This window comes from Streptomyces sp. NPDC030995 (assembly GCF_055571215.1).
Genome location: NZ_JBVIFS010000011.1, coordinates 97,272 through 122,059, shown reverse-complemented (window position 1 = coordinate 122,059; position 24,788 = coordinate 97,272). Strand labels below are relative to the sequence as shown.

The 24,788-nt window shown below is 70.9% G+C and carries 21 protein-coding genes; 16 read left to right on the top strand and 5 right to left on the bottom strand.

Annotation, left to right across the window (positions count from 1 at the left end; genetic code table 11):
* Positions 1 to 154 precede the first annotated feature (154 nt).
* Both ACZ45T_RS18795 and ACZ45T_RS18790 read right to left on the bottom strand, forming a co-directional pair.
* Positions 155 to 811, bottom strand: a complete 657-nt coding sequence (locus ACZ45T_RS18795; RefSeq protein ID WP_468442572.1) for an MBL fold metallo-hydrolase — start codon at positions 809 to 811, stop codon at positions 155 to 157.
* A gap of 9 nt (positions 812 to 820) precedes the next feature.
* On the bottom strand, positions 821 to 1,510 hold the full coding sequence (locus tag ACZ45T_RS18790; protein ID WP_468442570.1) for a maleylpyruvate isomerase family mycothiol-dependent enzyme: 690 nt from the start codon (positions 1,508 to 1,510) through the stop codon (positions 821 to 823).
* A 185-nt stretch (positions 1,511 to 1,695) separates the two neighbouring features.
* Between ACZ45T_RS18790 and uvrA the strand changes: the two genes are divergently transcribed.
* Complete coding sequence (uvrA, locus tag ACZ45T_RS18785) at positions 1,696 to 4,689, top strand: excinuclease ABC subunit UvrA (RefSeq protein WP_468442568.1); 2,994 nt, start codon at positions 1,696 to 1,698, stop codon at positions 4,687 to 4,689.
* Between the two features lie 172 nt (positions 4,690 to 4,861).
* Here uvrA and ACZ45T_RS18780 read toward each other — a convergent pair whose 3' ends face one another.
* Positions 4,862 to 5,512 carry an NAD(P)-dependent oxidoreductase gene (locus ACZ45T_RS18780; protein WP_468442566.1) on the bottom strand — a complete coding sequence of 217 codons (651 nt, stop codon included), beginning with the start codon at positions 5,510 to 5,512 and terminating at the stop codon, positions 4,862 to 4,864.
* A 79-nt stretch (positions 5,513 to 5,591) separates the two neighbouring features.
* Here ACZ45T_RS18780 and ACZ45T_RS18775 point away from each other — a divergent pair, with 79 nt between their 5' ends.
* On the top strand, positions 5,592 to 6,224 hold the full coding sequence (locus tag ACZ45T_RS18775; RefSeq protein WP_468442564.1) for a TetR/AcrR family transcriptional regulator: 633 nt from the start codon (positions 5,592 to 5,594) through the stop codon (positions 6,222 to 6,224).
* 6 nt (positions 6,225 to 6,230) lie between these two features.
* Here the strand turns inward: ACZ45T_RS18775 and ACZ45T_RS18770 are convergent, their stop codons facing one another.
* Positions 6,231 to 7,106 carry a carbohydrate kinase family protein gene (locus ACZ45T_RS18770; protein WP_468442562.1) on the bottom strand — a complete coding sequence of 292 codons (876 nt, stop codon included), beginning with the start codon at positions 7,104 to 7,106 and terminating at the stop codon, positions 6,231 to 6,233.
* 80 nt (positions 7,107 to 7,186) lie between these two features.
* Between ACZ45T_RS18770 and ACZ45T_RS18765 the strand changes: the two genes are divergently transcribed.
* Positions 7,187 to 7,618, top strand: coding sequence for a Rieske (2Fe-2S) protein (locus ACZ45T_RS18765; RefSeq protein WP_468442560.1), 432 nt, complete (start codon positions 7,187 to 7,189; stop codon positions 7,616 to 7,618).
* Positions 7,619 to 7,716: 98 nt separating this feature from the next.
* On the opposite strand, the gene ACZ45T_RS18760 is transcribed toward ACZ45T_RS18765, so the two are convergent.
* Complete coding sequence (locus ACZ45T_RS18760) at positions 7,717 to 8,658, bottom strand: hypothetical protein (protein ID WP_468442558.1); 942 nt, start codon at positions 8,656 to 8,658, stop codon at positions 7,717 to 7,719.
* A 228-nt stretch (positions 8,659 to 8,886) separates the two neighbouring features.
* Here ACZ45T_RS18760 and ACZ45T_RS18755 point away from each other — a divergent pair, with 228 nt between their 5' ends.
* The 13 genes from ACZ45T_RS18755 (at position 8,887) to pgi (ending at position 24,770) form a co-directional block, all read left to right on the top strand.
* Positions 8,887 to 9,477 (top strand): papain-like cysteine protease family protein, encoded by a 591-nt coding sequence (locus tag ACZ45T_RS18755; RefSeq protein WP_468442556.1) that lies wholly within the window; start codon positions 8,887 to 8,889, stop codon positions 9,475 to 9,477.
* A 5-nt stretch (positions 9,478 to 9,482) separates the two neighbouring features.
* Entirely contained in the window at positions 9,483 to 10,277 is a 795-nt protein-coding gene (locus tag ACZ45T_RS18750; RefSeq protein ID WP_468442749.1) for a hypothetical protein, read from the top strand.
* A 263-nt stretch (positions 10,278 to 10,540) separates the two neighbouring features.
* Positions 10,541 to 12,613 carry an excinuclease ABC subunit UvrC gene (uvrC, locus tag ACZ45T_RS18745; RefSeq protein ID WP_468442554.1) on the top strand — a complete coding sequence of 691 codons (2,073 nt, stop codon included), beginning with the start codon at positions 10,541 to 10,543 and terminating at the stop codon, positions 12,611 to 12,613.
* Positions 12,610 to 13,557: an RNase adapter RapZ gene (rapZ, locus tag ACZ45T_RS18740; protein ID WP_030720410.1), complete on the top strand. Its 948-nt coding sequence runs from the start codon at positions 12,610 to 12,612 to the stop codon at positions 13,555 to 13,557. The genes uvrC and rapZ overlap by 4 nt, the downstream gene beginning before the upstream one ends.
* On the top strand, positions 13,554 to 14,609 hold the full coding sequence (locus ACZ45T_RS18735) for a gluconeogenesis factor YvcK family protein (RefSeq protein WP_468442552.1): 1,056 nt from the start codon (positions 13,554 to 13,556) through the stop codon (positions 14,607 to 14,609). The genes rapZ and ACZ45T_RS18735 overlap by 4 nt, the downstream gene beginning before the upstream one ends.
* Positions 14,600 to 15,595, top strand: coding sequence for a DNA-binding protein WhiA (gene whiA, locus ACZ45T_RS18730; RefSeq protein ID WP_403618841.1), 996 nt, complete (start codon positions 14,600 to 14,602; stop codon positions 15,593 to 15,595). Before ACZ45T_RS18735 ends, whiA begins: the two co-directional genes overlap by 10 nt.
* A gap of 177 nt (positions 15,596 to 15,772) precedes the next feature.
* Positions 15,773 to 18,727, top strand: coding sequence for a M14 family metallopeptidase (locus ACZ45T_RS18725; RefSeq protein WP_468442550.1), 2,955 nt, complete (start codon positions 15,773 to 15,775; stop codon positions 18,725 to 18,727).
* A 210-nt stretch (positions 18,728 to 18,937) separates the two neighbouring features.
* Positions 18,938 to 19,942: a type I glyceraldehyde-3-phosphate dehydrogenase gene (gene gap, locus ACZ45T_RS18720; RefSeq protein WP_468442548.1), complete on the top strand. Its 1,005-nt coding sequence runs from the start codon at positions 18,938 to 18,940 to the stop codon at positions 19,940 to 19,942.
* Between the two features lie 132 nt (positions 19,943 to 20,074).
* Positions 20,075 to 21,289: a phosphoglycerate kinase gene (locus ACZ45T_RS18715; protein WP_468442546.1), complete on the top strand. Its 1,215-nt coding sequence runs from the start codon at positions 20,075 to 20,077 to the stop codon at positions 21,287 to 21,289.
* Positions 21,290 to 21,295: 6 nt separating this feature from the next.
* On the top strand, positions 21,296 to 22,084 hold the full coding sequence (tpiA, locus tag ACZ45T_RS18710) for a triose-phosphate isomerase (protein WP_468442544.1): 789 nt from the start codon (positions 21,296 to 21,298) through the stop codon (positions 22,082 to 22,084).
* Positions 22,085 to 22,214: 130 nt separating this feature from the next.
* Positions 22,215 to 22,445, top strand: a complete 231-nt coding sequence (gene secG / locus ACZ45T_RS18705; protein ID WP_374778246.1) for a preprotein translocase subunit SecG — start codon at positions 22,215 to 22,217, stop codon at positions 22,443 to 22,445.
* Positions 22,446 to 22,627: 182 nt separating this feature from the next.
* Positions 22,628 to 22,963, top strand: a complete 336-nt coding sequence (locus tag ACZ45T_RS18700) for an RNA polymerase-binding protein RbpA (RefSeq protein WP_010352468.1) — start codon at positions 22,628 to 22,630, stop codon at positions 22,961 to 22,963.
* 151 nt (positions 22,964 to 23,114) lie between these two features.
* A complete protein-coding gene (gene pgi / locus ACZ45T_RS18695; RefSeq protein ID WP_468442747.1) occupies positions 23,115 to 24,770 on the top strand; it encodes a glucose-6-phosphate isomerase in 1,656 nt (551 codons plus the stop codon).
* Positions 24,771 to 24,788 lie beyond the last annotated feature (18 nt).

Sequence of the window (24,788 nt, the reverse complement as noted above, 5' to 3'; positions counted from 1 at the left end):
CGGCCACGGCCGCAGGGGCTTCGAGGGGGGAGCCGGGGGAGGGGTCTTGTTGCATGGAGCAGCAAATACCCCCTCCCCACGCCTCGGGACGTGCGTTCGGCCGCCAACGACCGGAAGGAGTGCATCGCGTACCGAAGTTGACGCGATGCGGGGTTTACCAGCCGCGCTCGCGCCATTCGGCGAGGTGCGGCCGCTCGGCGCCGAGCGTGGTGTCGTTGCCGTGACCCGGGTAGACCCAGGTCTCGTCCGACAGCTGCCCGAAGAGCTTGTGCTCGACGTCGTCGATCAGGCTCGCGAAGGCCTTCGGGTCGCCCCAGGTGTTGCCGACGCCGCCCGGGAAGAGGCAGTCGCCGGTGAACACGTGCGCGTGGCCGTGCGGGTCGTCGTAGATGAGGGCGATCGAACCGGGCGTGTGTCCGACGAGGTGGCGAGCGGTCAGCTCGACCCGCCCGACGCGCACGGTGTCCCCGTCCGCGACCAGGACGTCGGTCGCCACCGGGATGCCCTCGGCGTCGTGGACGCCCGCGTACGTCCGCGCGCCGGTCGCCTTGACGACCTCTGCGAGCGCGCCCCAGTGGTCGCCGTGCCGGTGGGTGGTGACGACGGACGCGATGCCGTCGTCCCCGATCAGGCTCAGCAGTGTGCCCGCCTCGGCGGCCGCGTCGATGAGCAGCTGCTCGTCGGTGGCCCGGCAGCGCAGCAGGTAGGCGTTGTTGTTCATCGAACCCACCGCGACCTTGGAAATCATCAGGTCCGCGAGCTCGTGCACGTCGGCCGGACCGCCGACCTTGACCTCTCCGGTGTACGTCATGCCTTGATCCTAGAGCGGCGGGAGCTCGGGGAGGGGGCCGCCCGTGGTACTCAGGGACGCGCCCTTGTCGCCGCGGCCCGCCAGCCAGGCCAGCAGCCCGGCGGCGGTGCCGGACACGGTCACGGCCGGATCCCCGGCGGAGCCGGTGCGCCAGGTGCGCCCGTCGGTCGCGACCAGGGCCGCCGGCGGCACCTCCGGACGTCCGGACCAGCGGTCGGCGAGGAAGACGATCTCGCGCTCGATGAACTCCTCGGGGAGGTCGGAGAGCTCGTAGCCGATGTTCAGGTCGACGTGGTGCAGGTCGACCTCGACCCAGCGGCGGAACGGCACGTTGGCGGCGAGGTCGGTGATGCCGTTGCGCAGTTCGACGGTGCGGGACCAGTCCTGGGCGGGCTCGGTGGTGGCGAGGAAGCGGGCCGCGGAATCACGGAGGTCCGCCAGGTGTTCTTCCAGGGGCCGACCGGCGTCGCGTTCGATGTCCGCGTCGCGCGCACCGGCGCTCTCGTACATCGGGCGCCCCTCGAAGACATTGACGAGGGCGTCCGCGTTGCGCGCGAGGTGGGCCAGGACGTGCCCGCGGGTCCAGCCGGGGAGGTGTGACTCCTCGGCGAGATCGGCGTTGTCCAGCTTCGCGACAGCGGTCAGGAGCCGGTCGGTCGCTTCACGTACAGATCGCAGGTCGTGCACATGATCAGTCATGGAAACGAGCCTAGTGGTTTCAGACCTGCGGCCACACGATCGGGTGAAGAGGTCTGCGGAGTGCCGTAAATCGAATGTGCGTGCTATACGCTCGAAGTTCAGACTCCAAATCCACCGCAGAGGCGCCCCCCATACCCTGGGACGGGGACCTGTGCCCCGCTCTCTCAAGAAAGGTGCGGACCGGCGTGACCGACCGTCTCATCGTTCGTGGCGCTCGCGAGCACAATCTGAAGAACGTCTCGCTCGACCTGCCCCGCGACTCGCTCATCGTCTTCACCGGACTCTCCGGGTCGGGCAAGTCCTCCCTGGCCTTCGACACGATCTTCGCCGAGGGCCAGCGCCGCTACGTCGAGTCGCTCTCGTCGTACGCCCGCCAGTTCCTCGGGCAGATGGACAAGCCCGACGTCGACTTCATCGAGGGCCTCTCCCCGGCCGTCTCGATCGACCAGAAGTCGACCTCGCGCAACCCGCGCTCGACCGTGGGCACCATCACCGAGGTCTACGACTACCTCCGCCTCCTCTTCGCGCGCATCGGCAAGCCGCACTGCCCCGAGTGCCGGCGCCCCATCTCGCGCCAGTCGCCGCAGGCGATCGTCGACAAGGTGCTGGCGCTTCCCGAGGGCAGCCGCTTCCAGGTGCTCTCGCCGCTGGTGCGCGAGCGCAAGGGCGAGTTCGTCGACCTCTTCTCCGACCTCCAGACCAAGGGCTACAGCCGGGCGCGGGTGGACGGGGAGACCATCCAGCTCTCCGAGCCGCCCACGCTGAAGAAGCAGGAGAAGCACACCATCGAGGTGGTCATCGACCGCCTCACCGTCAAGGACAGCGCCAAGCGCCGGCTCACCGACTCGGTGGAGACGGCTCTGGGGCTCTCCGGCGGCATGGTGATCCTGGACTTCGTCGATCTCGCCGAGGACGACCCCGAGCGTGAGCGGATGTATTCCGAGCACCTCTACTGCCCGTACGACGACCTGTCCTTCGAGGAGCTGGAACCGCGCTCCTTCTCCTTCAACTCGCCCTTCGGTGCCTGCCCCGAGTGCACGGGTATCGGCACGCGCATGGAGGTGGACCCGGAGCTGATCATTCCGGACGAGGAGAAGTCCCTGGACGAGGGCGCGGTCTCCCCGTGGTCCCTCGGCCACACCAAGGACTACTTCCAGCGGCTGATCGGCGCGCTCGCCGGAGAGCTGGGCTTCCGTACGGACATCCCGTGGGCCGGGCTGCCGCTGCGGGCGAAGAAGGCCCTGCTGTACGGGCACAAGACGCAGATCGAGGTCCGCTACCGCAACCGGTACGGGCGCGAGCGGGCGTACACGACGGCCTTCGAGGGCGCCGTGCCGTTCGTCAAGCGGCGGCACGCGGAGTCGGAGAGCGACGCCAGCCGCGAGCGCTTCGAGGGCTACATGCGCGAGGTGCCCTGCCCGACCTGTGAGGGCACCCGGCTCAAGCCGATCGTGCTCGCGGTGACGGTGATGGAGAAGTCCATCGCCGAGGTCGCCGCCATGTCGATCAGCGAGTGCGCGGACTTCCTGGGCCGGATGCGGCTCGACGCCCGCGACAAGAAGATCGCCGAGCGCGTCCTCAAGGAGGTCAACGAGCGGCTCCGCTTCCTCGTGGACGTCGGCCTCGACTACCTCTCGCTCAACCGGGCCGCCGGCACCCTGTCGGGCGGCGAGGCCCAGCGCATCCGGCTCGCCACCCAGATCGGCTCCGGTCTGGTCGGCGTGCTCTACGTGCTGGACGAGCCCTCCATCGGCCTGCACCAGCGGGACAACCACCGGCTCATCGAGACGCTGGTGCGGCTGCGGGACATGGGCAACACGCTCATCGTGGTCGAGCACGACGAGGACACCATCAAGGTGGCCGACTGGGTCGTGGACATCGGTCCGGGCGCGGGCGAGCACGGCGGCAAGGTGGTGCACAGCGGCTCGCTGAAGGAGCTGCTGAAGAACCCCGAGTCGATGACCGGGCAGTACCTCTCGGGCAAGCGGTCCATCGCGATCCCGGACGTACGCCGGCCCGTGAACGGGGAGCGCAAGCTCACCGTCCACGGCGCCAAGGAGAACAACCTGCGGGACATCGACGTGTCCTTCCCGCTGGGCGTGCTCACGGCGGTCACGGGCGTGTCGGGCTCCGGCAAGTCGACGCTGGTCAACGACATCCTCTACACGCACCTGGCGCGCGAGCTGAACGGCGCCCGCTCGGTGCCGGGACGCCACACGCGGGTGGACGGCGACGACCTCGTCGACAAGGTCGTGCACGTCGACCAGTCGCCGATCGGACGGACGCCGAGGTCGAACCCGGCGACGTACACCGGTGTCTTCGACCACGTGCGCAAGCTCTTCGCGGAGACGATGGAGGCGAAGGTGCGCGGCTACCTGCCGGGCCGCTTCTCCTTCAACGTGAAGGGCGGCCGGTGCGAGAACTGCTCCGGCGACGGCACGATCAAGATCGAGATGAACTTCCTGCCGGACGTCTACGTCCCGTGCGAGGTGTGCCACGGTGCCCGGTACAACCGGGAGACGCTGGAGGTCCACTACAAGGGCAAGTCCATCGCGGAAGTCCTGAACATGCCGATCGAGGAGGCGCTGGCCTTCTTCGAGGCGGTGCCGACGATCGCGCGTCACCTGAAGACGCTCAACGAGGTCGGGCTGGGCTACGTCCGCCTCGGGCAGTCCGCGCCGACCCTGTCGGGCGGCGAGGCGCAGCGCGTGAAGCTCGCCTCCGAGCTCCAGAAGCGGTCGACGGGCCGGACGGTGTACGTGCTGGACGAGCCGACGACGGGTCTGCACTTCGAGGACATCTCGAAGCTGATCAAGGTGCTGTCGGGGCTGGTGGACAAGGGGAACTCGGTGATCGTCATCGAGCACAACCTGGACGTCATCAAGACCGCGGACTGGGTCATCGACATGGGCCCGGAGGGCGGTTACGGCGGCGGCCTGGTGGTGGCCGAGGGCACGCCGGAGCAGGTCGCGTCGGTGGGGGCGAGCCACACGGGCAAGTTCCTGCGGGACATCCTGGGGGCGGACCGGGTCTCCGACGGCGCGTCTCCGGCGAGGGCCGCGGCGAAGAAGGCCCCGGCCAAGCGGGCTGCCGCGCCGGCGAAGAAGGCTGCCGCCGCCACGAAGAAGGCGGCCGCTGCCCCGGCGAAGAAGGCGACGGCGCGGGCCCGTAAGGCGTAGTCGCTGCGCTGAGCTGAGCTCGGCGGGAGGGGTTCGGCCGGTGGCCGGGCCCCTCCGTTCGGCTGCGGCGCCGTCGCCGGGGGCTCTGCCCCCGGACCCTCCCCCAGACTCCGTCCGGGGGGACCCCCAGCGCCTCAAACGCCGGCGAGGCTGGACTTGGCGGAGCCCCGGGTTAGGACGCGACGCCCACCGCGTGGCCGGCGGTGGTCGGGTCTGTGAGGGTCGTCAGGAGGGCGTCCGCGACGTCCGCGCGGGGGATGGTGCGGCCGCCGCGGACATTGGCGTCGAGTGCGCGGCGGTAGGTGCCGGTGCGGGGCTTGTTCTGGAGCATCGGCGGCCGGATGACCGTCCACTGGGTACCGCTCGCACCCATCGCGGCCTCCATCACCGCGAGGTCCGCGTAGAGGTCCCGCAGCAGCCTGCGCAGCAGCGGGTAGACCACCGCGCGGGTGAACACCCCCTCGCCGTCCGCCAGCGGGCCGACCGGTGCGGCGCTGACGGCGGAGAGCCGTCGCACCCCCGCGCGGTCCATGGCCGAGGTGATCGCGGTCAGGGCCGGGCCCGCGACGGGGGTCGCCTTGGCCTGCTTGTTGGACGCCGCGCCCAGCGCGGAGACCACCGCGTCCTGGCCGCTGACCACCGACAGCACCGCCTCCTGGTCGGTCACGTCGGTCACCGTGGCCACGCGGAGCCGTTCGTGGGCGGGAACGGGCAGCCGGGCCGGGTCGCGCACGACCGCCGTCACCTCGTGCCCCGCGTCGAGCGCCTGCCGGACGACCTCGCGGCCGACGCCGCCCGTGGCACCGAACACCGTGATCTTCATGGATACCCCCATGTCCGAAGAAGTGGAGCAAGGGGTGAGTGAGCATTCACTCACCCCGCGTCTCAGCTAGGGTGAGTGAATGCTCACCCCAAAGTCAAGCCGTCCCACCCCGGAGCGCCTCCTCGACGCCGCCGAGAAGCTGATGCGCACCAGCGGTTTGGTCAACGCCACCACCAAGGCCATCGCCCGCGAGGCGGGCTGCTCCGAGGCCGCGCTCTACAAGCACTTCGCGAACAAGGAAGAGCTCTTCGTGCGGGTGCTGATGGAGCGCACTCCCAACGCGGGCCCGCTCATGGCCGCCCTGCAGGCCGATCCGGGCGAGCAGGGAGCCGAGGAGGGAGCCGCCGGGCAGGGAGTCGAGGAGGGGCTCACCGCCATCGCCCTGCACGCCTCGCTCTTCTACGCCGACGCCATCCCCATGGCCGGCGCGCTCTTCGCCGAGCCCGCCCTGCTCTCCCGCCACCGCGAGGGCGTCCAGAAGATCGGCGCGGGGCCGCACGTGGTCCTGGACGCGCTGGCCGGGCGGCTGCGCCGCGAGCTCGACGCCGGACGGCTGCGCCCCGACGCCGACCCGCGGGCCGCCGCGGCGCTGCTGCTCGGCGCCTGCTTCCAGCGGGCCTTCTTCCTGCACTTCTCCGGACCCCAAGTGGTCCAGCCGGTCGAGGAGTTCGCCCCGGCCGTGGCCCGGACCGTCTGGGCCGCGCTGCGCTGAAGCGGGTCAGAGCTCTGTCGCGTACGGAGGCTCCGCGCCCGCCCGGGTGCAGGTCAGAGCGGCTGCGTGCGCGGCGAACGCCAGGACGTCCGGCCAGTCCACCGGTCCGCCGGGCGCCCCGGCGAGCCGGTGCAGCAGGGCGGCGTTGACGGTGTCGCCCGCTCCGATCGTGTCCGCCACCGCGATGCGGCGGGCCGCCGCCGAGTGCTCCGCGCCCTCCCGCGTCCAGACCGTCAGGCCCGCCGAGCCCCGGGTCAGCACCACCGCCGAGGGCCCGGCCGCCAGCCAGTCGGTGACCCGCCCGCCCAGCCAGTGCGCGTCCTCCTCCGACAGCTTGAGGACGGAGGCGTACGGCAGCAGCCGCGTCAGGAAGCGCGTCCGGTACGCCGCCGGGTCCGCGATCAGCGCCGGCCGGATGTTGGGGTCCAGCAGGGTCAGCAGCCCGCGCCGGGATTCTCGCCGCAGCAGGGCCTCGTACGCGCTCGCGCCCGGTTCCAGGACCAGCGAGCAGGTGCCGAGCGCGAGGGCCCGTACCGAATCCGGGAGGGCGGGCGGCAGGGTGAACAGCCGGTCCGCCGTGCCCTCGACGTAGAAGCCGTACGAGGCGGAGCCGTCCGGAGCCAGTGAGGGCACGGCGAGGGTGGTCGGCTCCGGTCCGCGCTGGACCAGCGACAGGTCCACCCCGGCCGCCCGCAGGCCGGCCAGGAGGCTCTCGCCGAAGCCGTCCGCCGAGACCCGGGAGCAGAAGGCCACCTCGGCGCCGAGCCGCCCGAGCGCGAGCGCGGTGTTGTACGGTCCCCCGCCCGGCCGGGGCAGCAGCGCGCCCGGCGGCTGCGCCACGGGGACCAGGTCGATGAGGGCTTCTCCGCCGACGACGATCACGCGGGGGAAGCTACCTCATGGGGCGAAGGTATCGTCGGGTGGGCCGGTGCCCCGCCGGTCCCACACCTCAGGAGAACCGCATGCCCGCGCCGCAGTCAGCCGCCCGCCGTACCGTCCTCAAGGGCGCCGCCGCGCTCGCCGGGGCCGCAGGCGCCGGAGTGACCCTGGCGGCCTGCTCCACCGCGACCAACAGCGGAGGCAACACCCCCGCCACCCCCACCGCGCCGGTGGAGCTGGGCGCCGCGGCCGACGTCCCGGTGGGCGGCGCGAAGCTGTACCGGGAGCGGAAGCTGGTCGTCAGCTGCCCGGCGGAGGGCCAGTACAAGGCGTTCAGCGCGCAGTGCACGCACGCGGGCTGCGTCCTGGACAAGATCGTCGAAGGCGAGGGCAGCTGCCCGTGCCACGGCAGCCGCTTCGACGTGGCCACCGGCAAGGTCGTGAAGGGCCCGGCCACCGACCCGCTGCCCGCCGTCCCGGTCCGGGCGGAGAACGGCAAGCTCATCGCGGGCTGACCGGGGACCGGCCGGGGGCTGACCGGGCAGGCCGGGCACAGGCCGGGCAGGCCGGGCACAGGCCGGGCCCGGCCGGGGGACCGCCCCGGGGCCGTCCTTCAGTCCCAGTCCCAGGAGACCCCGAGGATCCCGCGCCGCACCGACTGCTCCACCAGGTGCACCGCCCGGTGCCGGCCGCTCGGCGTCAGGTCCGCGAGGCCGGTGTGCGGGGCCTCGGGCCCGCTGCGCGCGAAGCGCCGGCACCGCACCGGCAGCGCCGCCTCGTCGAAGCGGACCTGGAGCATGTACTGGCCGCCCGCGTAGCTGAAGCCGCGTACGTACTCGCTGCTGCGGATGCCCGTACCGTCCTCGATGCCGTAGCCGAAGACGTAGGTGTCCCCGCGCCGCAGCCGGGCGTCGAAGAGCAGCTCCGCGACCACCACCCCGGCCTCAGGATGGCACCGGACCCGGCCCGTACGGCAGTTCTCGTACGCCGTCACGCGCATCCGGGACACGTCGCAGCCCGGGTCGCCGTGGTGCACGGCGAGGTAGCGGTCGACCCCGTCGCGGTGTGCCCGCACGATCTGCTGCGACTCGCGGGACCGCATCTCACCGTCCGGTCCGATGCGCACCCGCTCGTGGTGGCCCACCGAGTGCAGCCCGCCGTCCGGCGGCAGCTCCAAGGCTTCCAGCAGCCGTTCGACCGTCTCGCCCACGCTGAACAGGGCCCGGTACGAGCGGGCGGCCGGGCGGGCGGGCCCGGAGCCGGGTTCCGAGGTCAGCAGCAGCCGGAGGAGGGCGCCGTCCGGCAGCTCCAGGATCTGCTCCAGGGCGGTGACGGCGCGCAGCGACTCCGGGTGGCGCGGCCGGCGGGCTCCCTGCTGCCAGTAACTGAGGCTGGTGACGCCGACCTTGATGCCCCGTGCGGCGAGCCGGTGCTGTATCCGGTGCAGGGGCAGTCCGCGCGCGGCGAGGGCGGCGCGCAGGGCGAGGTGGAAGGGGCCGCCTTGCAGTAACTGGCTGAATTCAGCCGAGCCTGCCGTCTCGCGGGTCGGCCGCATGGTGACTCCTCTGTGAACGTTCACATGCCCCGCCGCCTGGGATCGCGTCGGTGCCTCCGGGGGACCAGGTGAAACGACAGCAACCGTTCACACCACAGCCCCACCATTCACACCGCAATGTCACCGCGTATTGAAGCGTGTTGACCTGATCGCGACAACACCCTGATGCTCCTCAACAGCGTCCGGACGCGCTCCTCCACCCCCCACTCCCCACATGGGAGGAACGCGATGCGCAACCGAAACCGGCGGCTTTCCCTGGCCGCCTTCATCACAGCCCTGCTGTTCGCCCTGCCGACCGGCACCGCAACCGCCGCGGATGCCGGAACGGATTCCGCCCTGGCCTACAAGCGCCTGGGCATCACCATGCAGGCACAGCAGAAGACCAACTGGTGCTGGGCCGCGAGCGGCAACACCATCGCCACCTGGTTCGGCCGCACCTACACGCAGAACCAGTTCTGCAACGCGGCCTTCAACCGCCAGCAGGGCTACGACTGCCCCAACAACCAGGCGACCCTCGGCAACGTCCAGACCGGGCTGCGCTGGGCCGGCATCAGCCCCGGCTCGTACGTCAACGGCTGGCTCCAGTACTCCACCGTCCAGACCGAGATCAACGCCAACCGGCCGATCGAGACCCGGATCCAGTGGTCGGGCGGCGGCGGCCACATGCACGTCATCTACGGCTACGACACCGCCAGCAGCTGGGTCTACTGGGGCGACCCCTGGCCCTCCAGCGACCGCTACAACTGGGCCTCCCACGCCTGGTACGTGAACAACAACACCTTCTCCTGGACCCACTCCCTCTACCGGATCGGGGCGTGACCGCCATGACCCTGCGCGCCACCGCCGCCGTCGCGGTCCTCGCCGCCACCGCCCTCCTCGGCCTCGCCCCGCAGGCGTCCGCGGCCCCCGTGCCGCAGCCCGAGGCCGCCACCGCCGAGCACAGGGCCGCCGCCGCGCAGGCGGCCGCCGCCCCCGACACCCTGGCCACGCTCTCCCGCTTCTTCGCCCGGGAGGGCAAGGTCTCGCTGACCGCCGCGCAGCCCCGCATCGAGGGCGAGGCGATACCGGTGAACCACCTCTCCCCGGACTTCGTCGCCGGCAAGGCGGGTGCGTCCGTCGCCCGCCTGGAGTTCCTCGCCAGCAAGGCGGTCTCCTCCGACGGGCAGCAGGCCGCGCTGTGGACGGCGCGGACGGAGGCCGGGTGGCAGGTGGTGAACATCGCCACCGGCGACGACGAGTTCCGCTACGCGCAGCTGGGCGCCGAGAAGCTGCCCGGCGGGACCGTGTTCCGCGAGCCGCAGATCGACGCGTGGTACGTGGCCGGGGGCGGTCGGGTGCTGCCGCTGGACGAGGACGCGGTACGCGCTGTAGGCGCGGGGGGTACGAGCCTCGGTGCTTACCGGGGCCGGGTCGCCAAGGCGTACGGGGACAAGCTCCCCGGCTCCGCCTATGCCGAGGGGGGCATGGCGGGCGGCTTCGTGGAGGCCTCCACGAAGGCCTCCGCGGAGGCTGAGGGGACCCCGGTCACGGCGGTCGCCGGCAGCGCCGGGGCGCTCGCGCTGGGCGGTGCCGGGGTCGTGGTAGCGCTGCGGCGCCGCCGGGCCTTCGCCGCGGCGTAGCCCCCGCACCCGCAGGGCTCGGCTCCCGCCAGAAGCCGGGCCCTGCGCTCCCCGCTCCGCTGCTGGGGCTTCGCCCCAGACCCCACGCCTCAAACGCCGGCGAGGCTGGATTTTCCAGCCCGTCCGGCGTTTGAGGACCGGGTCCGGGCAGCGCCCGGGGAACGGAGGAAGGGCGGGGCGGGGAGGGGCTCCGCGCAGCGGGACCGCATGCCGGGCCGGAGGCGTACCGTCGGTTGTCGGCGCCCGCCAGTAGGGTGGTTGGCATGGCCGACCCTTCCAGTTACCGCCCCAAGCCGGGGCAGATTCCCGACTCCCCGGGGGTCTACAGATTCCGCGACGAGCACCGCCGGGTGATCTACGTCGGGAAGGCCAAGAGCCTGCGCCAGCGCCTGGCCAGTTACTTCCAGGACGTCGCCGGGCTGCACCCCCGTACCGCCACCATGGTGACCACGGCCGCCTCCGTGGAGTGGACCGTGGTGTCCACCGAGGTCGAGGCGCTCCAGCTCGAGTACTCCTGGATCAAGGAGTACGACCCCCGGTTCAACGTCAAGTACCGGGACGACAAGAGCTATCCCTCCCTCGCCGTGACGATGAACGAGGAGTATCCGCGGGTCCAGGTCATGCGCGGGCCCAAGAAGAAGGGCGTGCGCTACTTCGGTCCGTACGGGCACGCCTGGGCGATCCGCGAGACCGTCGACCTCATGCTGCGGGTCTTCCCCGTGCGCACCTGCTCCGCCGGGGTGTTCAAGCGGTCCGCGCAGATCGGCCGGCCCTGCCTGCTCGGCTACATCGGCAAGTGCTCCGCGCCCTGCGTCGGCCGGGTCACCCCCGAGGAGCACCGGGAACTGGCCGAGGACTTCTGCGACTTCATGGCCGGGCGGACGGGCACCTACCTCTCCCGCCTGGAGCAGGAGATGCACGCCGCGGCCGAGGAGATGGAGTACGAGAAGGCCGCCCGGCTGCGCGACGACATCGGGGCGCTGCGCCGCGCCATGGAGAAGAACGCGGTGGTGCTCGCAGACGCCACCGACGCCGACCTGATCGCCGTCGCCGAGGACGAGCTCGAAGCCGCGGTGCAGATCTTCCACGTACGCGGTGGCCGGGTCCGCGGCCAGCGCGGCTGGGTCACCGACAAGGTCGAGGCCGTCGACACGGCCGGGCTCGTCGAGCACGCGCTCCAGCAGCTGTACGGCGAGGAGAAGGGCGAGGCCGTCCCCAAGGAAGTGCTCGTCCCGGCGCTCCCCGAGGACACGCCCGCGCTCAGCCAGTGGCTCGCCGACCGACGGGGCTCCCAGGTCAGCCTGCGGATACCGCAGCGCGGCGACAAGAAAGCCCTCATGGAGACCGTCCACCGCAACGCGCAGCAGTCCCTCGCCCTGCACAAGACCAAGCGCGCCAGCGACCTCACCACCCGCTCCCGCGCCCTGGAGGAGATCGCAGAGGCCCTGGAGCTGGACAGCGCCCCCCTGCGCATCGAGTGCTTCGACATCTCGCACCTGCAGGGCGACGACGTGGTGGCCTCCATGGTCGTCTTCGAGGACGGGCTGGCCCGCAAGAGCGAGTACCGGCGCTTCCAGATCAAAGGTCGTGTCGGAGACACGCAGGTCTGGCACGGCGAGGGGCAGGACGATGTCCGCTCCATGCACGAGGTGGTCTCCCGGCGCTTCCGCCGCTACCTCCAGGAGAAGCTGAAGACCGGCGAGTGGGAGGGCGACGGGGGCGAGGTCGCCGAGGGCGAGGTCACCGAGGACGACGGGCGTCCCAGGCGCTTCGCGTACCCGCCCCAGCTCGTCGTGGTCGACGGCGGCCAGCCGCAGGTCGCCGCCGCCAAGCGGGCCCTGGAGGAGCTCGGCGTCGACGATGTCGCCGTGTGCGGCCTGGCCAAGCGGCTGGAGGAGGTCTGGCTGCCCGGCGAGGACGACCCGGTCGTGCTGCCCCGCACCAGCGAGGGCCTCTACCTGCTCCAGCGGGTGCGTGACGAGGCTCACCGGTTCGCCATCCAGTACCAGCGCAACAAGCGTGGAAAGCGCTTGAAGTCCGGCCCGCTGGACGAGGTCGCCGGCCTCGGCGAGAGCCGCAAGCAGGCCTTGATCAAGCACTTCGGTTCGGTGAAGAAGCTGAGACAGGCGACAATCGACCAGATCTGCGAGGTCCCGGGGATAGGTCGCAAGACGGCCGAGACGGTGGCCGCGGCCCTCGCCCGGGCGGTCCCCGCCGGCCCTGCCGTCAACACGGCCACAGGAGAGATCATTGAGGATGAGACCCCCGCCCCGCGGGTGGGGGCACCTCCCAGCGGCAGCTGGGGGACATCGTCCGAACGGGGGACCGAGCAATGACCGAGCACGAGACCACGCACGACCGAGACGGAGCACAGGTGAGTACGGGCACGACAGTGGAGCCCGGCGAGACCGCCGAGGCGGCCATCCCCGAGCTGGTGATCATCTCCGGGATGTCCGGGGCCGGCCGCAGCACGGCGGCCAAGTGTCTGGAGGACCTCGGCTGGTTCGTCGTCGACAACCTCCCGCCGGCGCTGATCCCCACCATGGTGGAGCTCGGCGCCCGCTCCCAGGGCAACGTGGCGCGCATCGCCGTCGTCGTCGACGTCCGCGGCCGCCAGTTCTTCGACGCCCTGCGCGAGTCCCTCGCCGACCTCGACAGCAAGGGCGTCACCCGCCGCATCGTCTTCCTGGAGTCCTCCGACGACGCGCTGGTCCGCCGCTTCGAATCGGTCCGCCGCCCGCACCCCCTCCAGGGCGACGGGCGCATCACCGACGGCATCGCCGCCGAGCGCGACCTGCTGCGCGAGCTGCGCGGCGACGCCGACCTGGTGATCGACACCTCCAGCCTGAACGTGCACGAGCTGCGCGCCAAGATGGACGCCCAGTTCGCCGGGGACGAGGAGCCCGAGCTGCGGGCCACCGTCATGTCCTTCGGCTACAAGTACGGCCTCCCGGTCGACGCCGACCTCGTCGTCGACTGCCGCTTCATCCCCAACCCGCACTGGGTGCCGGAGCTGCGCCCCTTCACCGGGCTCAACGAGGAGGTGTCGGGTTACGTCTTCAGCCAGCCCGGCGCCAAGGAGTTCCTCGACCGCTACACCGAGCTGCTCCAGCTCATCGCCACCGGCTACCGCCGCGAGGGCAAGCGCTACGTGACCATCGCGGTCGGGTGCACGGGCGGCAAGCACCGCAGCGTGGCCATGTCCGAGAAGCTCGCCGCCCGCCTCGCCTCCGAGGGAGTCGAGACCGTCGTAGTCCACCGGGACATGGGGCGCGAGTGACCGCACGGACCCCGCGGCTGAGCCGTCTGCGCCGCCTCACCCCGGGACGGGGCGAGGACGGCGTCGGCCGCTCCGGCCGCCGGCGCGGCGCCGCGCCCAAGGTCGTCGCGCTCGGCGGCGGCCAGGGACTGTCGGCCTCCCTCGCCGCCCTGCGCCGGATCACCGGTGACCTCACCGCCGTGGTCACCGTCGCCGACGACGGCGGCTCCAGCGGCCGGCTCCGGGAGGAGCTCGGCGTGCTGCCGCCCGGCGACCTGCGCAAGGCGCTGGCCGCGCTGTGCGGGGACGACGACTGGGGCCAGACCTGGGCCCGCGTCATCCAGCACCGCTTCCAGTCGGAGGGCGACCTGCACGGGCACGCGGTCGGCAACCTGCTGATCGTCGCCCTGTGGGAACAGCTCGGCGACCCCGTCCAGGCCCTCGACCTCGTGGGCCGGCTGCTCGGCGCGCAGGGCCGGGTACTGCCGATGTCGGCGGTGCCGCTGGAGCTCCAGGCCCTGGTCCGGGGCCACGATCCGGCCCGCCCCGAGGACGTGGACACCGTACGGGGGCAGGCCACCGTGGCCCTCACCCCGGGCGAGGTGCTCTCCGTACAGGTGGTGCCGAGCGACCCGCCGGCCGTGCCGGAAGCCGTAGCGGCGGTCCTGGACGCCGACTGGGTGGTGCTCGGTCCGGGGTCCTGGTTCTCCTCCGTCATTCCGCACCTGCTGGTGCCGGAACTGCTCGACGCGCTGGTCGAGACGAAGGCCCGACGGGTCCTCTCGCTGAACCTCGCGCCGCAGCCCGGAGAAACAGAGGGCTTCTCTCCGCAGCGTCATTTGGAGGTTTTGGCCCGACACGCCCCTAAACTCGCCCTGGACGTGGTGCTGGCCGACGAGGCCGCCGTGCCCGACCGCGAGTCCCTCGCCGATGCCGCGAAACGGTTCGGTGCCGCGGTCGAGCTGGCGCCCGTGGCCAGGCAGGACGGCTCCCCGAAGCACGACCCGGAGCTGCTGGCCGCCGCGTACGACCGTATTTTTCGGATGCATGGAAGGATCGGCCCATGGCGATGACGCCCGCGGTGAAGGATGAGATCTCCCGCCTGCCCGTCACCCGGACCTGCTGCAGGAAAGCGGAAGTCTCGGCGATTCTTCGGTTCGCGGGCGGGTTGCACCTGGTGAGCGGACGGATCGTCATCGAGGCGGAGCTGGACACCGGGATCGCCGCCCGGCGCCTGCGCAAGGACATCCTGGAGATCTTCGGCCACTCCTCGGACCTGGTGGTGATGGCTCCGGGCGGACTGCGCCGCGGCAGCCGCTACGTGGTCCGCGTCGTGGCCGGCGGTGACCAGCTGGCCCGCCAGACGGGCCTCGTGGACGGCCGCGGACGCCCGATCCGGGGTCTTCCCCCGCAGGTCGTCTCCGGGGCCACCTGTGACGCCGAGGCGGCCTGGCGCGGCGCCTTCCTGGCCCACGGCTCGCTCACCGAACCGGGCCGGTCCTCCTCCCTGGAGGTCACCTGCCCCGGCCCGGAGGCCGCCCTGGCCCTGGTGGGCGCCGCCCGCAGGCTCTCCATCGCCGCCAAGGCGCGCGAGGTACGGGGCGTCGACCGGGTCGTGGTCCGCGACGGCGACGCGATCGGCGCCTTGCTGACCCGGCTCGGCGCGCACGAGTCGGTGCTGGCCTGGGAGGAGCGGCGGATGCGGCGCGAGGTGCGCGCCACCGCCAACCGCCTCGCCAACTTCGACGACGCCAACCTGCGCCGCTCGGCGCGGGCCGCGGTGGCCGCCGGAGCCCGTGTGCAGCGCGCGCTGGAGATCCTCGGCGAGGAGGTCCCCGAGCACCTCGCCGCGGCCGGCCGGCTGCGCATGGAGCACAAGCAGGCCTCCCTGGAGGAGCTGGGCGCGCTCGCCGACCCGCCGCTGACCAAGGACGCGGTCGCCGGCCGGATCCGCCGCCTGCTGGCGATGGCCGACAAGCGGGCCCAGGACCTGGGCATCCCGGGTACCGAGTCGAACCTCGACCTCAGCGAGGAGATGGCCGACAACATGGTCGGCTGACCGGTCCGCGTACGCCGGTCCGCGTAAGCCGGTCCGCGTACGTACGAACGGGGCCCGCACGATCACTCGTGCGGGCCCCTTTGCGCCCCGGCCCGGCACGCCCCATTGACATGAGCATGGGCCGGTCTTGAGTCTGGCGTCCAACGCTTTCGTGGCTGACGACGCCCAGGGGGGCACATGAGGCACCGCGCGAGAACGATCCTCGCCGCAAGCGCACTCGTCTTCGGATCCACACTCGCCGCGCTACCCGCGGCGGCGCAGGCCCAGCCCGGCGCCGCATCCGGCGCCGACGAGGTACGGGTCTACGACGCCGACATCACCCGGGAACAGGTCCCGCTCGTCCTCGCCGCCGGCCAGGACGCCCACGAGCTCACCGAGCGCGCCCCGGAGACCGGGACCGCCCGCGTCGAGCTCTTCCTCACCGCCGCCCAGGCCAAGGAGCTCGGCGCCCAGGGGGTCAAGGTCGCCGAGCGCAAGATCCCGGCCCAGGGGCTGGCCCGGGCCAAGGCGGCCGGTGACGGCGTGTTCCGCCCGTACAGCGGCAAGGGCGGCCTCCAGGAGGAGATCCTGCGGACCGCCCAGGAGAACCCCGGGCTCACCAAGGTCGTCTCCATCGGCAAGACCGTCCAGGGCAAGGACATCCTCGCCCTCAAGGTCTCCAAGAACGCCAAGAAGACCAAGGACGGCGCCAAGCCGTCGGTCCTCTACATGTCCAACCAGCACGCCCGTGAGTGGATCACCCCCGAGATGACCCGGCGGCTGATGCACCACACGCTCGACAACTACGGCAAGGACCCGCGGATCACCGGGCTGGTGGACTCCAGCGAGCTGTGGTTCCTGCTCTCCGCCAACCCCGACGGCTACGACTACACGCACGCGCCCGACGGCCAGCGGCTGTGGCGCAAGAACCTGCGCGACAACAACGGCGACGGGAAGACCGCCGCCGGCGACGGGGTCGACCTCAACCGCAACTTCGCCTTCAAGTGGGGCTACGACAACGAGGGTTCCTCGCCGAACCAGGCCAGCGAGACCTACCGCGGGCCGAGCGCCTCCTCCGAGCCCGAGACCGTCGCCCTCGACGCCTTCGAGAAGCGCATCGGCTTCGAATACGCGGTCAACTACCATTCAGCGGCCGAGCTGATCCTCTACGGCGTGGGCTGGCAGGTGGCCACCCCCACCCCCGACGACGTCGCCTACAAGGCGCTCGCCGGCACCCCGGAGAACCCTGCGGTCCCGGGCTACTACCCGCAGGTCTCCTCCGAGCTGTACACCACCAACGGCGAGGCCGACGGCCACGCCTCCAACGTCAACGGCATCATGATGTTCACGCCGGAGATGACCACCTGCCAGACGGCCTCCGCGATCGACCCGAACGACCCGTGGAAGCCCGAGGACTGCGTCTCCGGCTTCAACTTCCCGGACGACGAGAAGCTCATCCAGGCGGAGTTCGCCAAGAACATCCCCTTCGCCCTCGCGGTCGGTGAGAGCGCCGCGCACCCGGACCGCCCGGCGTCCTCCGTGGGCCTGAGCGCCGCGGACTTCACCCTGGACCCCTTCACCACCTCCTACGCCGCCCGCGGCGAGGACCAGACGGTCTCCGTCACGGCCCGCAAGGCGCTGAAGGACAAGGAACTCAACTTCAAGATCAACGGTGGCCGCACCCACGACGAGGACCTCGAAGCCTGGGAGGGCGGCGACGTCTACGGCGGCGACGACAACAACTGGTTCGACGAGTACCGCGCCGAGGTCGACGGCGCGAAGCCCGGGGACAAGGTCGAGGTCTGGTTCACCGGACGCGACCGCTCCGGCAAGCAGGTCTCCAGCGAGCACTTCACGTACACGGTGGCCGAGCGGCCGCGCGCGGACGTCCTGGTGATCGCCGAAGAGGGGGCCAAGGCCCAGCACGCCCAGGCGTACGTCGACGCCCTGCGCGCCAACGGCAGGTCCGCGGCGGTCTGGGACGTCGCCGTCCAGGGCGCCCCGCACCACCTCGGGGTGCTCTCCCACTTCGGTACGGCCGTCCACTACACCGGCGCCAAGACCCCCGGCGGCGACACCCAGCTCGCGGTGCGCGACTACCTCAACGAGGGCGGCAAGCTGATCGAGGCCGGTGAGCTGGCGGGCGGCAACGCCCAGGTCGGCCGCGCCGTGACCAACGACTTCAGCCAGTACTGGCTCGGCGCGTACGGCCGTACGACGACCCCCGGCGCCACCGGCTTCACCGGCGCCGGCGCCCTGAACGGGGCCAAGGGCGGCCTCGGCGACGCCGCGGGCAACCCGCTGAACGCCCCCGGCGCCTACACCGTCACCTCCGACACCCTGGCGCCCGCGCAGTTCCCGCAGTTCAAGAGCGCCCAGGCGGGCCAGTTCACCGGGGTCGTCAACCCGTACGCCCCCTACGCCGGCACGCAGATGGCCTCCGCGCTGCACGCCGACAACGACTGGAAGCGCCTGGTCCGCACGATCGACCTGACCGGCGTCTCCGCGGCCGACAAGCCGCAGCTGAAGCTCGCGCTCAACTGGAACACCGAGGAGGGCTACGACCACGCCGTCCTGGAGGCCCGTACGGCCGGCGGCGACGACTGGACCACCCTGCCGGACGCGGGCGGCCTCAGCAGCTCGGTCGTTCCCGAGGAGTGCGCGGCCGGATTCTTCATGAACGGCCACCCGTTCCTGCGCCGCTACCTCACCCTGGACGGCGGCGGCTGCACCCCGCAGGGCACCAGCGGTGCGTGGAACAGCTTCACCGGATCCTCCGGCGGCTGGAAGCAGGTCGCCTTCGACCTGAGCGCCTACGCGGGCAAGAGCGTCGAGGTCTCGCTCTCCTCCATCACCGACCCGGGCTCGGGCGGCCGCGGAGTCTTCGCGGACGAGGCGCGCCTCTCGGTCGGGGGCGCGGACCAGACCGTCGAGGGCTTCGAGACCTCCCTCGGCGTCTGGACGGCCCAGGGCGCACCTGCCGGAAGTCCCGAAGTTCCCGGCGATTGGTCCAGGACGGGAGAGCTGTTCAAGTCCTACTCGGCGGTGACTACGCGTGACACGGTCCTCCTGGGCTTCGGCCTGGAGCACCTGCCGACCGCGACGGACCGAGCGCTACTCGTCGGTAAGTCGCTGCGTGCGCTGAACCGCTGATCAGAGGCCCTTCCGGCACTCACCCTGAGTGACGGGGACCAAGGTCCCCCGGGGCCCGTTCCAGCGTGTCTGGTACAGGACCCCGGGGCGTGTCAGGCCCCGACCGATGTCACCCAAAAGCTCACGGAGAGGTAGGGTCGTAAGCGGTCGGGGACATCCCATACAGCTCGCCGGCGCTCTTTACCGGCGCACCAACGAGGAGATCGGTTCGTGACGATCCGCGTAGGCATCAACGGTTTTGGCCGCATTGGCCGTAACTATTTCCGGGCGCTCCTGGAGCAGGGAGCGGACATCGAGATCGTCGGTGTCAACGACCTGACTGACAACGCGACCCTGGTGCATCTGCTCAAGTACGACACCATCCTGGGCCGCCTGAAGCAGGAAGTCAGCCACACCGACGACAGCATCACCGTCGGTGGCCAGACCTTCAAGACGTTCGCCGAGCGCGACCCCGCGAACCTCCCCTGGGGTGCGCTGGGCGCCGACATCGTCATCGAGTCGACCGGCATCTTCACCAAGAAGGCCGACGCCGCCAAGCACATCGCCGCCGGCGCGAAGAAGGTCCTCATCTCGGCTCCGGCCAAGGACGAGGACATCACGATCGTGATGGGCGTCAACCAGGACAAGTACGACGCGGCCAACCACCACGTCATCTCCAACGCCTCCTGCACCACCAACTGCGTGGCGCCGATGGCCAAGGTTCTCCTGGAGAACTTCGGCATCGTCAAGGGCATGATGACCACGGTCCACGCGTACACGAACGACCAGCGGATCCTGGACTTCCCGCACTCGGACCTGCGCCGCGCCCGCGCCGCCGCCGAGAACATCATTCCGACGACCACCGGTGCCGCCAAGGCCACCGCCCTGGTCATCCCGGAGCTGGCGGGCAAGCTCGACGGCATCGCGATGCGCGTCCCGGTTCCCACCGGTTCCGTCACCGACCTGGTGATCGAGCTGGAGCGCGAGGTGACCAAGGACGAGGTCAACAGCGCCTTCCAGAAGGCCGCCGAGGGCCAGCTGAAGGGCGTGCTGGACTACACCGAGGACGCGATCGTCTCTTCCGACATCGTGAACTGGCCGGCGTCCTGCACCTTCGACTCCTCCCTGACCATGGTCCAGGGCAAGAGCGTTAAGGTCGTCGGCTGGTACGACAACGAGTGGGGCTACTCCAACCGTCTCGTCGACCTCACCGTCTTCGTCGGCGGTCAGCTGTAAGCACGTAGGGCAAGGCACCACGGTGTGAGCACAGGGTCCGAGCAGCGCGACGAAGCGCCGCACGGGCCCTGTTGCTTGCCTCGTTCTCCCTTCCTCGCCCTTCGAGTGAAGGTCTCAAAGGAGTAGGAACACATGAAGACGATCGATGAACTGCTCGCCGAAGGCGTCAAGGGCAAGCGGGTCTTCGTCCGCGCGGACCTGAACGTCCCGCTGGCCGAGGGCGCCATCACCGACGACGGCCGCATCCGCGCCGTCCAGCCCACGATCGCGAAGCTCGCCGCCGCCGGCGCCCGCGTCATCGTGGCCTCGCACCTGGGGCGCCCCAAGGGGACCGGCGTGGAGCCGGCCTTCTCGCTCGCCCCGGCCGCCGCGCGCCTCGGTGAACTGCTCGGCGGCGACGTCGCGTTCGCCACCGACACCGTCGGCGCCTCCGCCAAGGAGACCGTCGCGGCCCTCGCCGACGGCCAGGTGGCCGTCATCGAGAACCTGCGCTTCAACGCCGGTGAGACCTCGAAGGACGACGCCGAGCGCGGCGCCTTCGCGGACCAGCTCGCGGAGCTCGCCGACGTCTACGTCGGCGACGGCTTCGGAGCCGTCCACCGCAAGCACGCCTCGGTCTTCGACCTCCCCGCGCGCCTCCCGCACGCGGCCGGCTACCTCATCGCCACCGAGGTCGGCGTCCTGAAGAAGCTGACCGCCGAGGTCGAGCGCCCGTACGTCGTGGTCCTCGGCGGCGCCAAGGTCTCCGACAAGCTGGCCGTCATCGACGAGCTGCTCGGCAAGGCCGACCGCATCCTCATCGGCGGCGGCATGGCCTACACCTTCCTCTACGCCAAGGGCTACGAGGTAGGCATCTCCCTGCTCCAGAAGGACCAGGTGGACGTCGTCAAGGAGTACATGAAGCGCGCCGAGGAGACCGGCGTCGAGCTGGTCCTCCCGGTCGACGTGCTGGTCTCCGCGGAGTTCCCGGACCTCAAGGGCAAGACCCCGGCCAACTTCGAGATCGTGGACGCGGACAAGATCCCCGCGACCAAGGAGGGCCTCGACATCGGCCCCAAGACGCGCGAGCTGTACGCGTCGAAGATCGCCGATGCCAAGACCGTCTTCTGGAACGGGCCGGTCGGCGTCTTCGAGCACCCCGACTACGCGGGCGGTACCACGGCCATCGCCCAGGGCCTGCTCGCCAGCAGCGCCTTCACCGTCGTCGGCGGTGGAGACAGCGCCGCCGCGGTCCGTATTCTCGGCTTCGACGAGAACGCATTCGGCCACATTTCCACCGGTGGCGGCGCCTCCCTCGAATACCTCGAGGGCAAGACGCTCCCCGGCCTCGCCGCCCTGGAGGGCTAAAACCCAATGAGTGCTGTTGTAAACGGCCGCACCCCGCTCATGGCGGGCAACTGGAAGATGAACCTCAACCACCTCGAGGCCATCGCCCACGTCCAGAAGCTCGCCTTCGCGCTCGCCGACAAGGACTACGACGCCGTCGAGGTCGCGGTCCTGCCGCCCTTCGTCGACCTGCGCTCCGTCCAGACCCTGGTCGACGGCGACAAGCTGAAGATCAAGTACGGCGCCCAGGACCTCTCCGCGCAGGACTCCGGTGCCTACACCGGTGAGATCTCCGGCTCGATGCTGGCCAAGCTGAAGTGCACGTACGTGGCCGTCGGCCACAGCGAGCGCCGCCAGTACCACGGCGAGACCGACGAGATCTGCAACGCCAAGGTCAAGGCCGCCTACCGGCACGGGATCACCCCGATCCTGTGCGTCGGCGAGGGCCTGGACGTCCGCAAGGCCGGCCAGCAGGTCCCGTACACGCTGAGCCAGCTCGACGGCGGTCTCAAGGACATCCCCGCCGAGCAGGTCGAGTCCATCGTGATCGCGTACGAGCCCGTGTGGGCCATCGGGACCGGCGAGGTCGCCACCCCCGAGGACGCCCAGGAGGTCTGCGGGGCGATCCGCGGCCGTCTCGCGGAGCTGTACTCGCAGGAGCTGGCCGACAAGGTCCGCATCCAGTACGGCGGCTCGGTGAAGTCCGGGAACATCGCGGCGATCATGGCCCAGCCCGACGTCGACGGCGCCCTGATCGGCGGCGCGGCGCTGGACACGGACGAGTTCGTCAAGATCGTCCGCTTCCGCGACCAGTGAGTATGCGGTAGGGCGGATCCGTCGTACCCTTGCGGGGGCCAGAGGCTGGACCACCAGCCGCTGGCCCCCGCGCACATCCAGCAAAGCCGGTTTGCCTGAGAAAGCCAGAAAGTAGGAATCAGCCGTGATTATGGGGTTCTCGATCGCCCTGATCGTCTTCAGCGCCCTGCTGATGCTGCTCGTGCTGATGCACAAGGGCAAGGGCGGCGGCCTTTCCGACATGTTCGGCGGCGGAATGCAGTCGTCGGTCGGCGGCTCCTCCGTCGCGGAGCGGAACCTGGACCGCATCACCGTCGTCGTCGGTCTGCTGTGGTTCGCGTGCATCCTCGCGCTCGGCCTGCTGATGAAGTCGAGCAGCTGACCGTTCTCGCCATTCCGGCAGTCCGGTCGGCACTGCCCGGCCTATCATGAGGGTCGGCGTTCATGGCGTGGAATCAGTAACTCCGCTCACTGGACGTGCGTTGGGCCTTACGTAGACTTGGGCGCTCCGCGGCGGAAATTCCACTCACACTCCGCGGCACCATCACGCAGGGAGTTACGACCGTGGCAAGTGGCAACGCGATCCGTGGTAGCCGGGTCGGAGCGGGGCCGATGGGTGAGGCAGAGCGCGGCGAGTCCGCGCCCCGCCTGCGCATCTCCTTCTGGTGCTCGAACGGGCACGAGACGCAGCCGAGCTTCGCCAGCGACGCACAGGTGCCGGACACCTGGGACTGCCCGCGCTGCGGGTTCCCGGCCGGCCAGGACCGGGACAACCCGCCCGCGCCGCCGCGCACCGAACCGTACAAGACGCACCTGGCGTACGTACGGGAACGGCGCTCCGACGCCGACGGCGAGGCGATCCTCGCCGAGGCGCTCGCCAAGCTCCGCGGCGAGATCTGACACCGCCCGACGTGTGTGACGTGAGGCCCGGCCCCGCAGGAACCTTCTCCTGCGGGGCCGGGCCTCTTTGTGTGCGTTGCGCCGCTTCTGATCCCTTAAGTTGGAGAACGGCGGGGCACGACAGGACGGAAGAAGTGGGTTGATGTCCGAGATGAATGCGGAGATCCGTACGAAGCTCAACCGGACGCCGGAGTGGCTGGCACTCGGCAAGCACCGGGAGGAGTTCGGACGGACGCATCTGCGAGAGCTGTTCGAGGAGAATCCGGGCCGCGGCACCGGCTACACCCTGCAGGTCCTGGACCTGCACATCGACTACTCGAAGCACCTCGTGACCGACGAGACGCTGACGCTGCTGCGCGAACTGGCGGCGGCCACGGGCGTGGCCGAGCTGCGCGAGGCCATGTTCCGCGGCGAGAAGATCAACACGACCGAGGACCGGGCGGTCCTGCACACCGCCCTGCGCGCGCCGAAGACCGCGGTCGTCGAGGTGGACGGCGAGGACGTCGTCCCCGGCGTGCACGCCGTCCTCGACAAGATGGCGGCCTTCTCCGACCAGATCCGGTCGGGGCAGTGGACCGGCTCCACCGGCAAGCGCATCCGGAACGTCGTCAACATCGGCATCGGCGGCTCCGACCTGGGCCCGGCAATGGCGTACGAGGCCCTGCGCGCCTTCACCGACCGCGGCCTGACCCTGCGGTTCGTGTCCAACGTGGACGGCGCGGACCTGCACGAGGCCGTGCGGGACCTGGACCCCGCCGAGACGCTGTTCATCATCGCCTCCAAGACCTTCACCACCATCGAGACCATCACCAACGCCACTTCGGCGCGCGCCTGGCTGCTCGCCGGGCTCGGCGGTGACCAGGCTGCCGTGGCACGGCACTTCGTGGCGCTGTCGACCAACGCCGAGAAGGTCACCGAGTTCGGCATCGATCCGGCCAACATGTTCGAGTTCTGGGACTGGGTCGGCGGACGCTACTCCTTCGACTCGGCCATCGGGCTCTCGCTGATGATCGCGATCGGCCCGGCCGCCTTCCGGGAACTGCTCGACGGCTTCCACGCCATGGACGAGCACTTCCGCACGGCGCCGGCGGAGGAGAACGCGCCGCTGCTGCTCGGCCTGTTGGGGATCTGGTACGGCGCCTTCTTCGACGCGCAGGCGCACGCGGTGCTCCCGTACAGCCACTACCTCTCGCGCTTCACCGCCTACTTGCAGCAGCTGGACATGGAGTCCAACGGCAAGTCCGTGGACCGGGACGGCAATCCGGTGGAGTGGCAGACGGGCCCGGTGGTCTGGGGTACGCCCGGCACCAACGGGCAGCACGCCTACTACCAGCTGATCCACCAGGGGACGAAGCTGATCCCCGCGGACTTCATCGGCTTCGCCCGGCCGGTCGCGGACCTGGCGGCGGCGCCGGCCGCCCAGCACGACCTGCTGATGGCGAACTTCTTCGCGCAGACCCAGGCGCTGGCCTTCGGCAAGACGCCGCAGGAGGTACGGGCGGAGGGCGTCCCGGAGCCGCTGGTCCCGCACAAGACCTTCAAGGGAAACCACCCCACGACCACCATCCTGGCGGGCGAGCTCACCCCGTCGGTGCTGGGCCAGCTCATCGCGCTCTACGAGCACAAGGTGTTCGTCCAGGGCGCGGTGTGGAACATCGACTCCTTCGACCAGTGGGGCGTGGAGCTCGGCAAGGTCCTCGCCAAGCGGGTCGAGCCTGCGCTGACGGAGGGCGCGGACGTGCCGGGGCTGGACGCCTCGACGAAGGCGCTCGTGGCCACTTACCGGCGACTGCGCGGCCGGAGCTGAGTCAAGGGGTCACGGAAA

What these genes read in the sequence shown, in the direction of transcription:
- ACZ45T_RS18795 (WP_468442572.1), bottom strand. Translation starts at nt 811, where the DNA reads ATGACGTACACCGGAGAGGTCAAGGTCGGCGGTCCGGCCGACGTGCAC.
- ACZ45T_RS18790 (WP_468442570.1), bottom strand. Translation starts at nt 1,510, where the DNA reads ATGACTGATCATGTGCACGACCTGCGATCTGTACGTGAAGCGACCGAC.
- ACZ45T_RS18780 (WP_468442566.1), bottom strand. Translation starts at nt 5,512, where the DNA reads ATGAAGATCACGGTGTTCGGTGCCACGGGCGGCGTCGGCCGCGAGGTC.
- ACZ45T_RS18775 (WP_468442564.1), top strand. Translation starts at nt 5,592, where the DNA reads ATGCTCACCCCAAAGTCAAGCCGTCCCACCCCGGAGCGCCTCCTCGAC.
- ACZ45T_RS18765 (WP_468442560.1), top strand. Translation starts at nt 7,187, where the DNA reads ATGCCCGCGCCGCAGTCAGCCGCCCGCCGTACCGTCCTCAAGGGCGCC.
- ACZ45T_RS18760 (WP_468442558.1), bottom strand. Translation starts at nt 8,658, where the DNA reads ATGCGGCCGACCCGCGAGACGGCAGGCTCGGCTGAATTCAGCCAGTTA.
- ACZ45T_RS18755 (WP_468442556.1), top strand. Translation starts at nt 8,887, where the DNA reads ATGCGCAACCGAAACCGGCGGCTTTCCCTGGCCGCCTTCATCACAGCC.
- ACZ45T_RS18750 (WP_468442749.1), top strand. Translation starts at nt 9,483, where the DNA reads ATGACCCTGCGCGCCACCGCCGCCGTCGCGGTCCTCGCCGCCACCGCC.
- uvrC (WP_468442554.1), top strand. Translation starts at nt 10,541, where the DNA reads ATGGCCGACCCTTCCAGTTACCGCCCCAAGCCGGGGCAGATTCCCGAC.
- rapZ (WP_030720410.1), top strand. Translation starts at nt 12,610, where the DNA reads ATGACCGAGCACGAGACCACGCACGACCGAGACGGAGCACAGGTGAGT.
- whiA (WP_403618841.1), top strand. Translation starts at nt 14,600, where the DNA reads ATGGCGATGACGCCCGCGGTGAAGGATGAGATCTCCCGCCTGCCCGTC.
- ACZ45T_RS18725 (WP_468442550.1), top strand. Translation starts at nt 15,773, where the DNA reads ATGAGGCACCGCGCGAGAACGATCCTCGCCGCAAGCGCACTCGTCTTC.
- ACZ45T_RS18715 (WP_468442546.1), top strand. Translation starts at nt 20,075, where the DNA reads ATGAAGACGATCGATGAACTGCTCGCCGAAGGCGTCAAGGGCAAGCGG.
- tpiA (WP_468442544.1), top strand. Translation starts at nt 21,296, where the DNA reads ATGAGTGCTGTTGTAAACGGCCGCACCCCGCTCATGGCGGGCAACTGG.
- secG (WP_374778246.1), top strand. Translation starts at nt 22,215, where the DNA reads ATGGGGTTCTCGATCGCCCTGATCGTCTTCAGCGCCCTGCTGATGCTG.
- pgi (WP_468442747.1), top strand. Translation starts at nt 23,115, where the DNA reads ATGAATGCGGAGATCCGTACGAAGCTCAACCGGACGCCGGAGTGGCTG.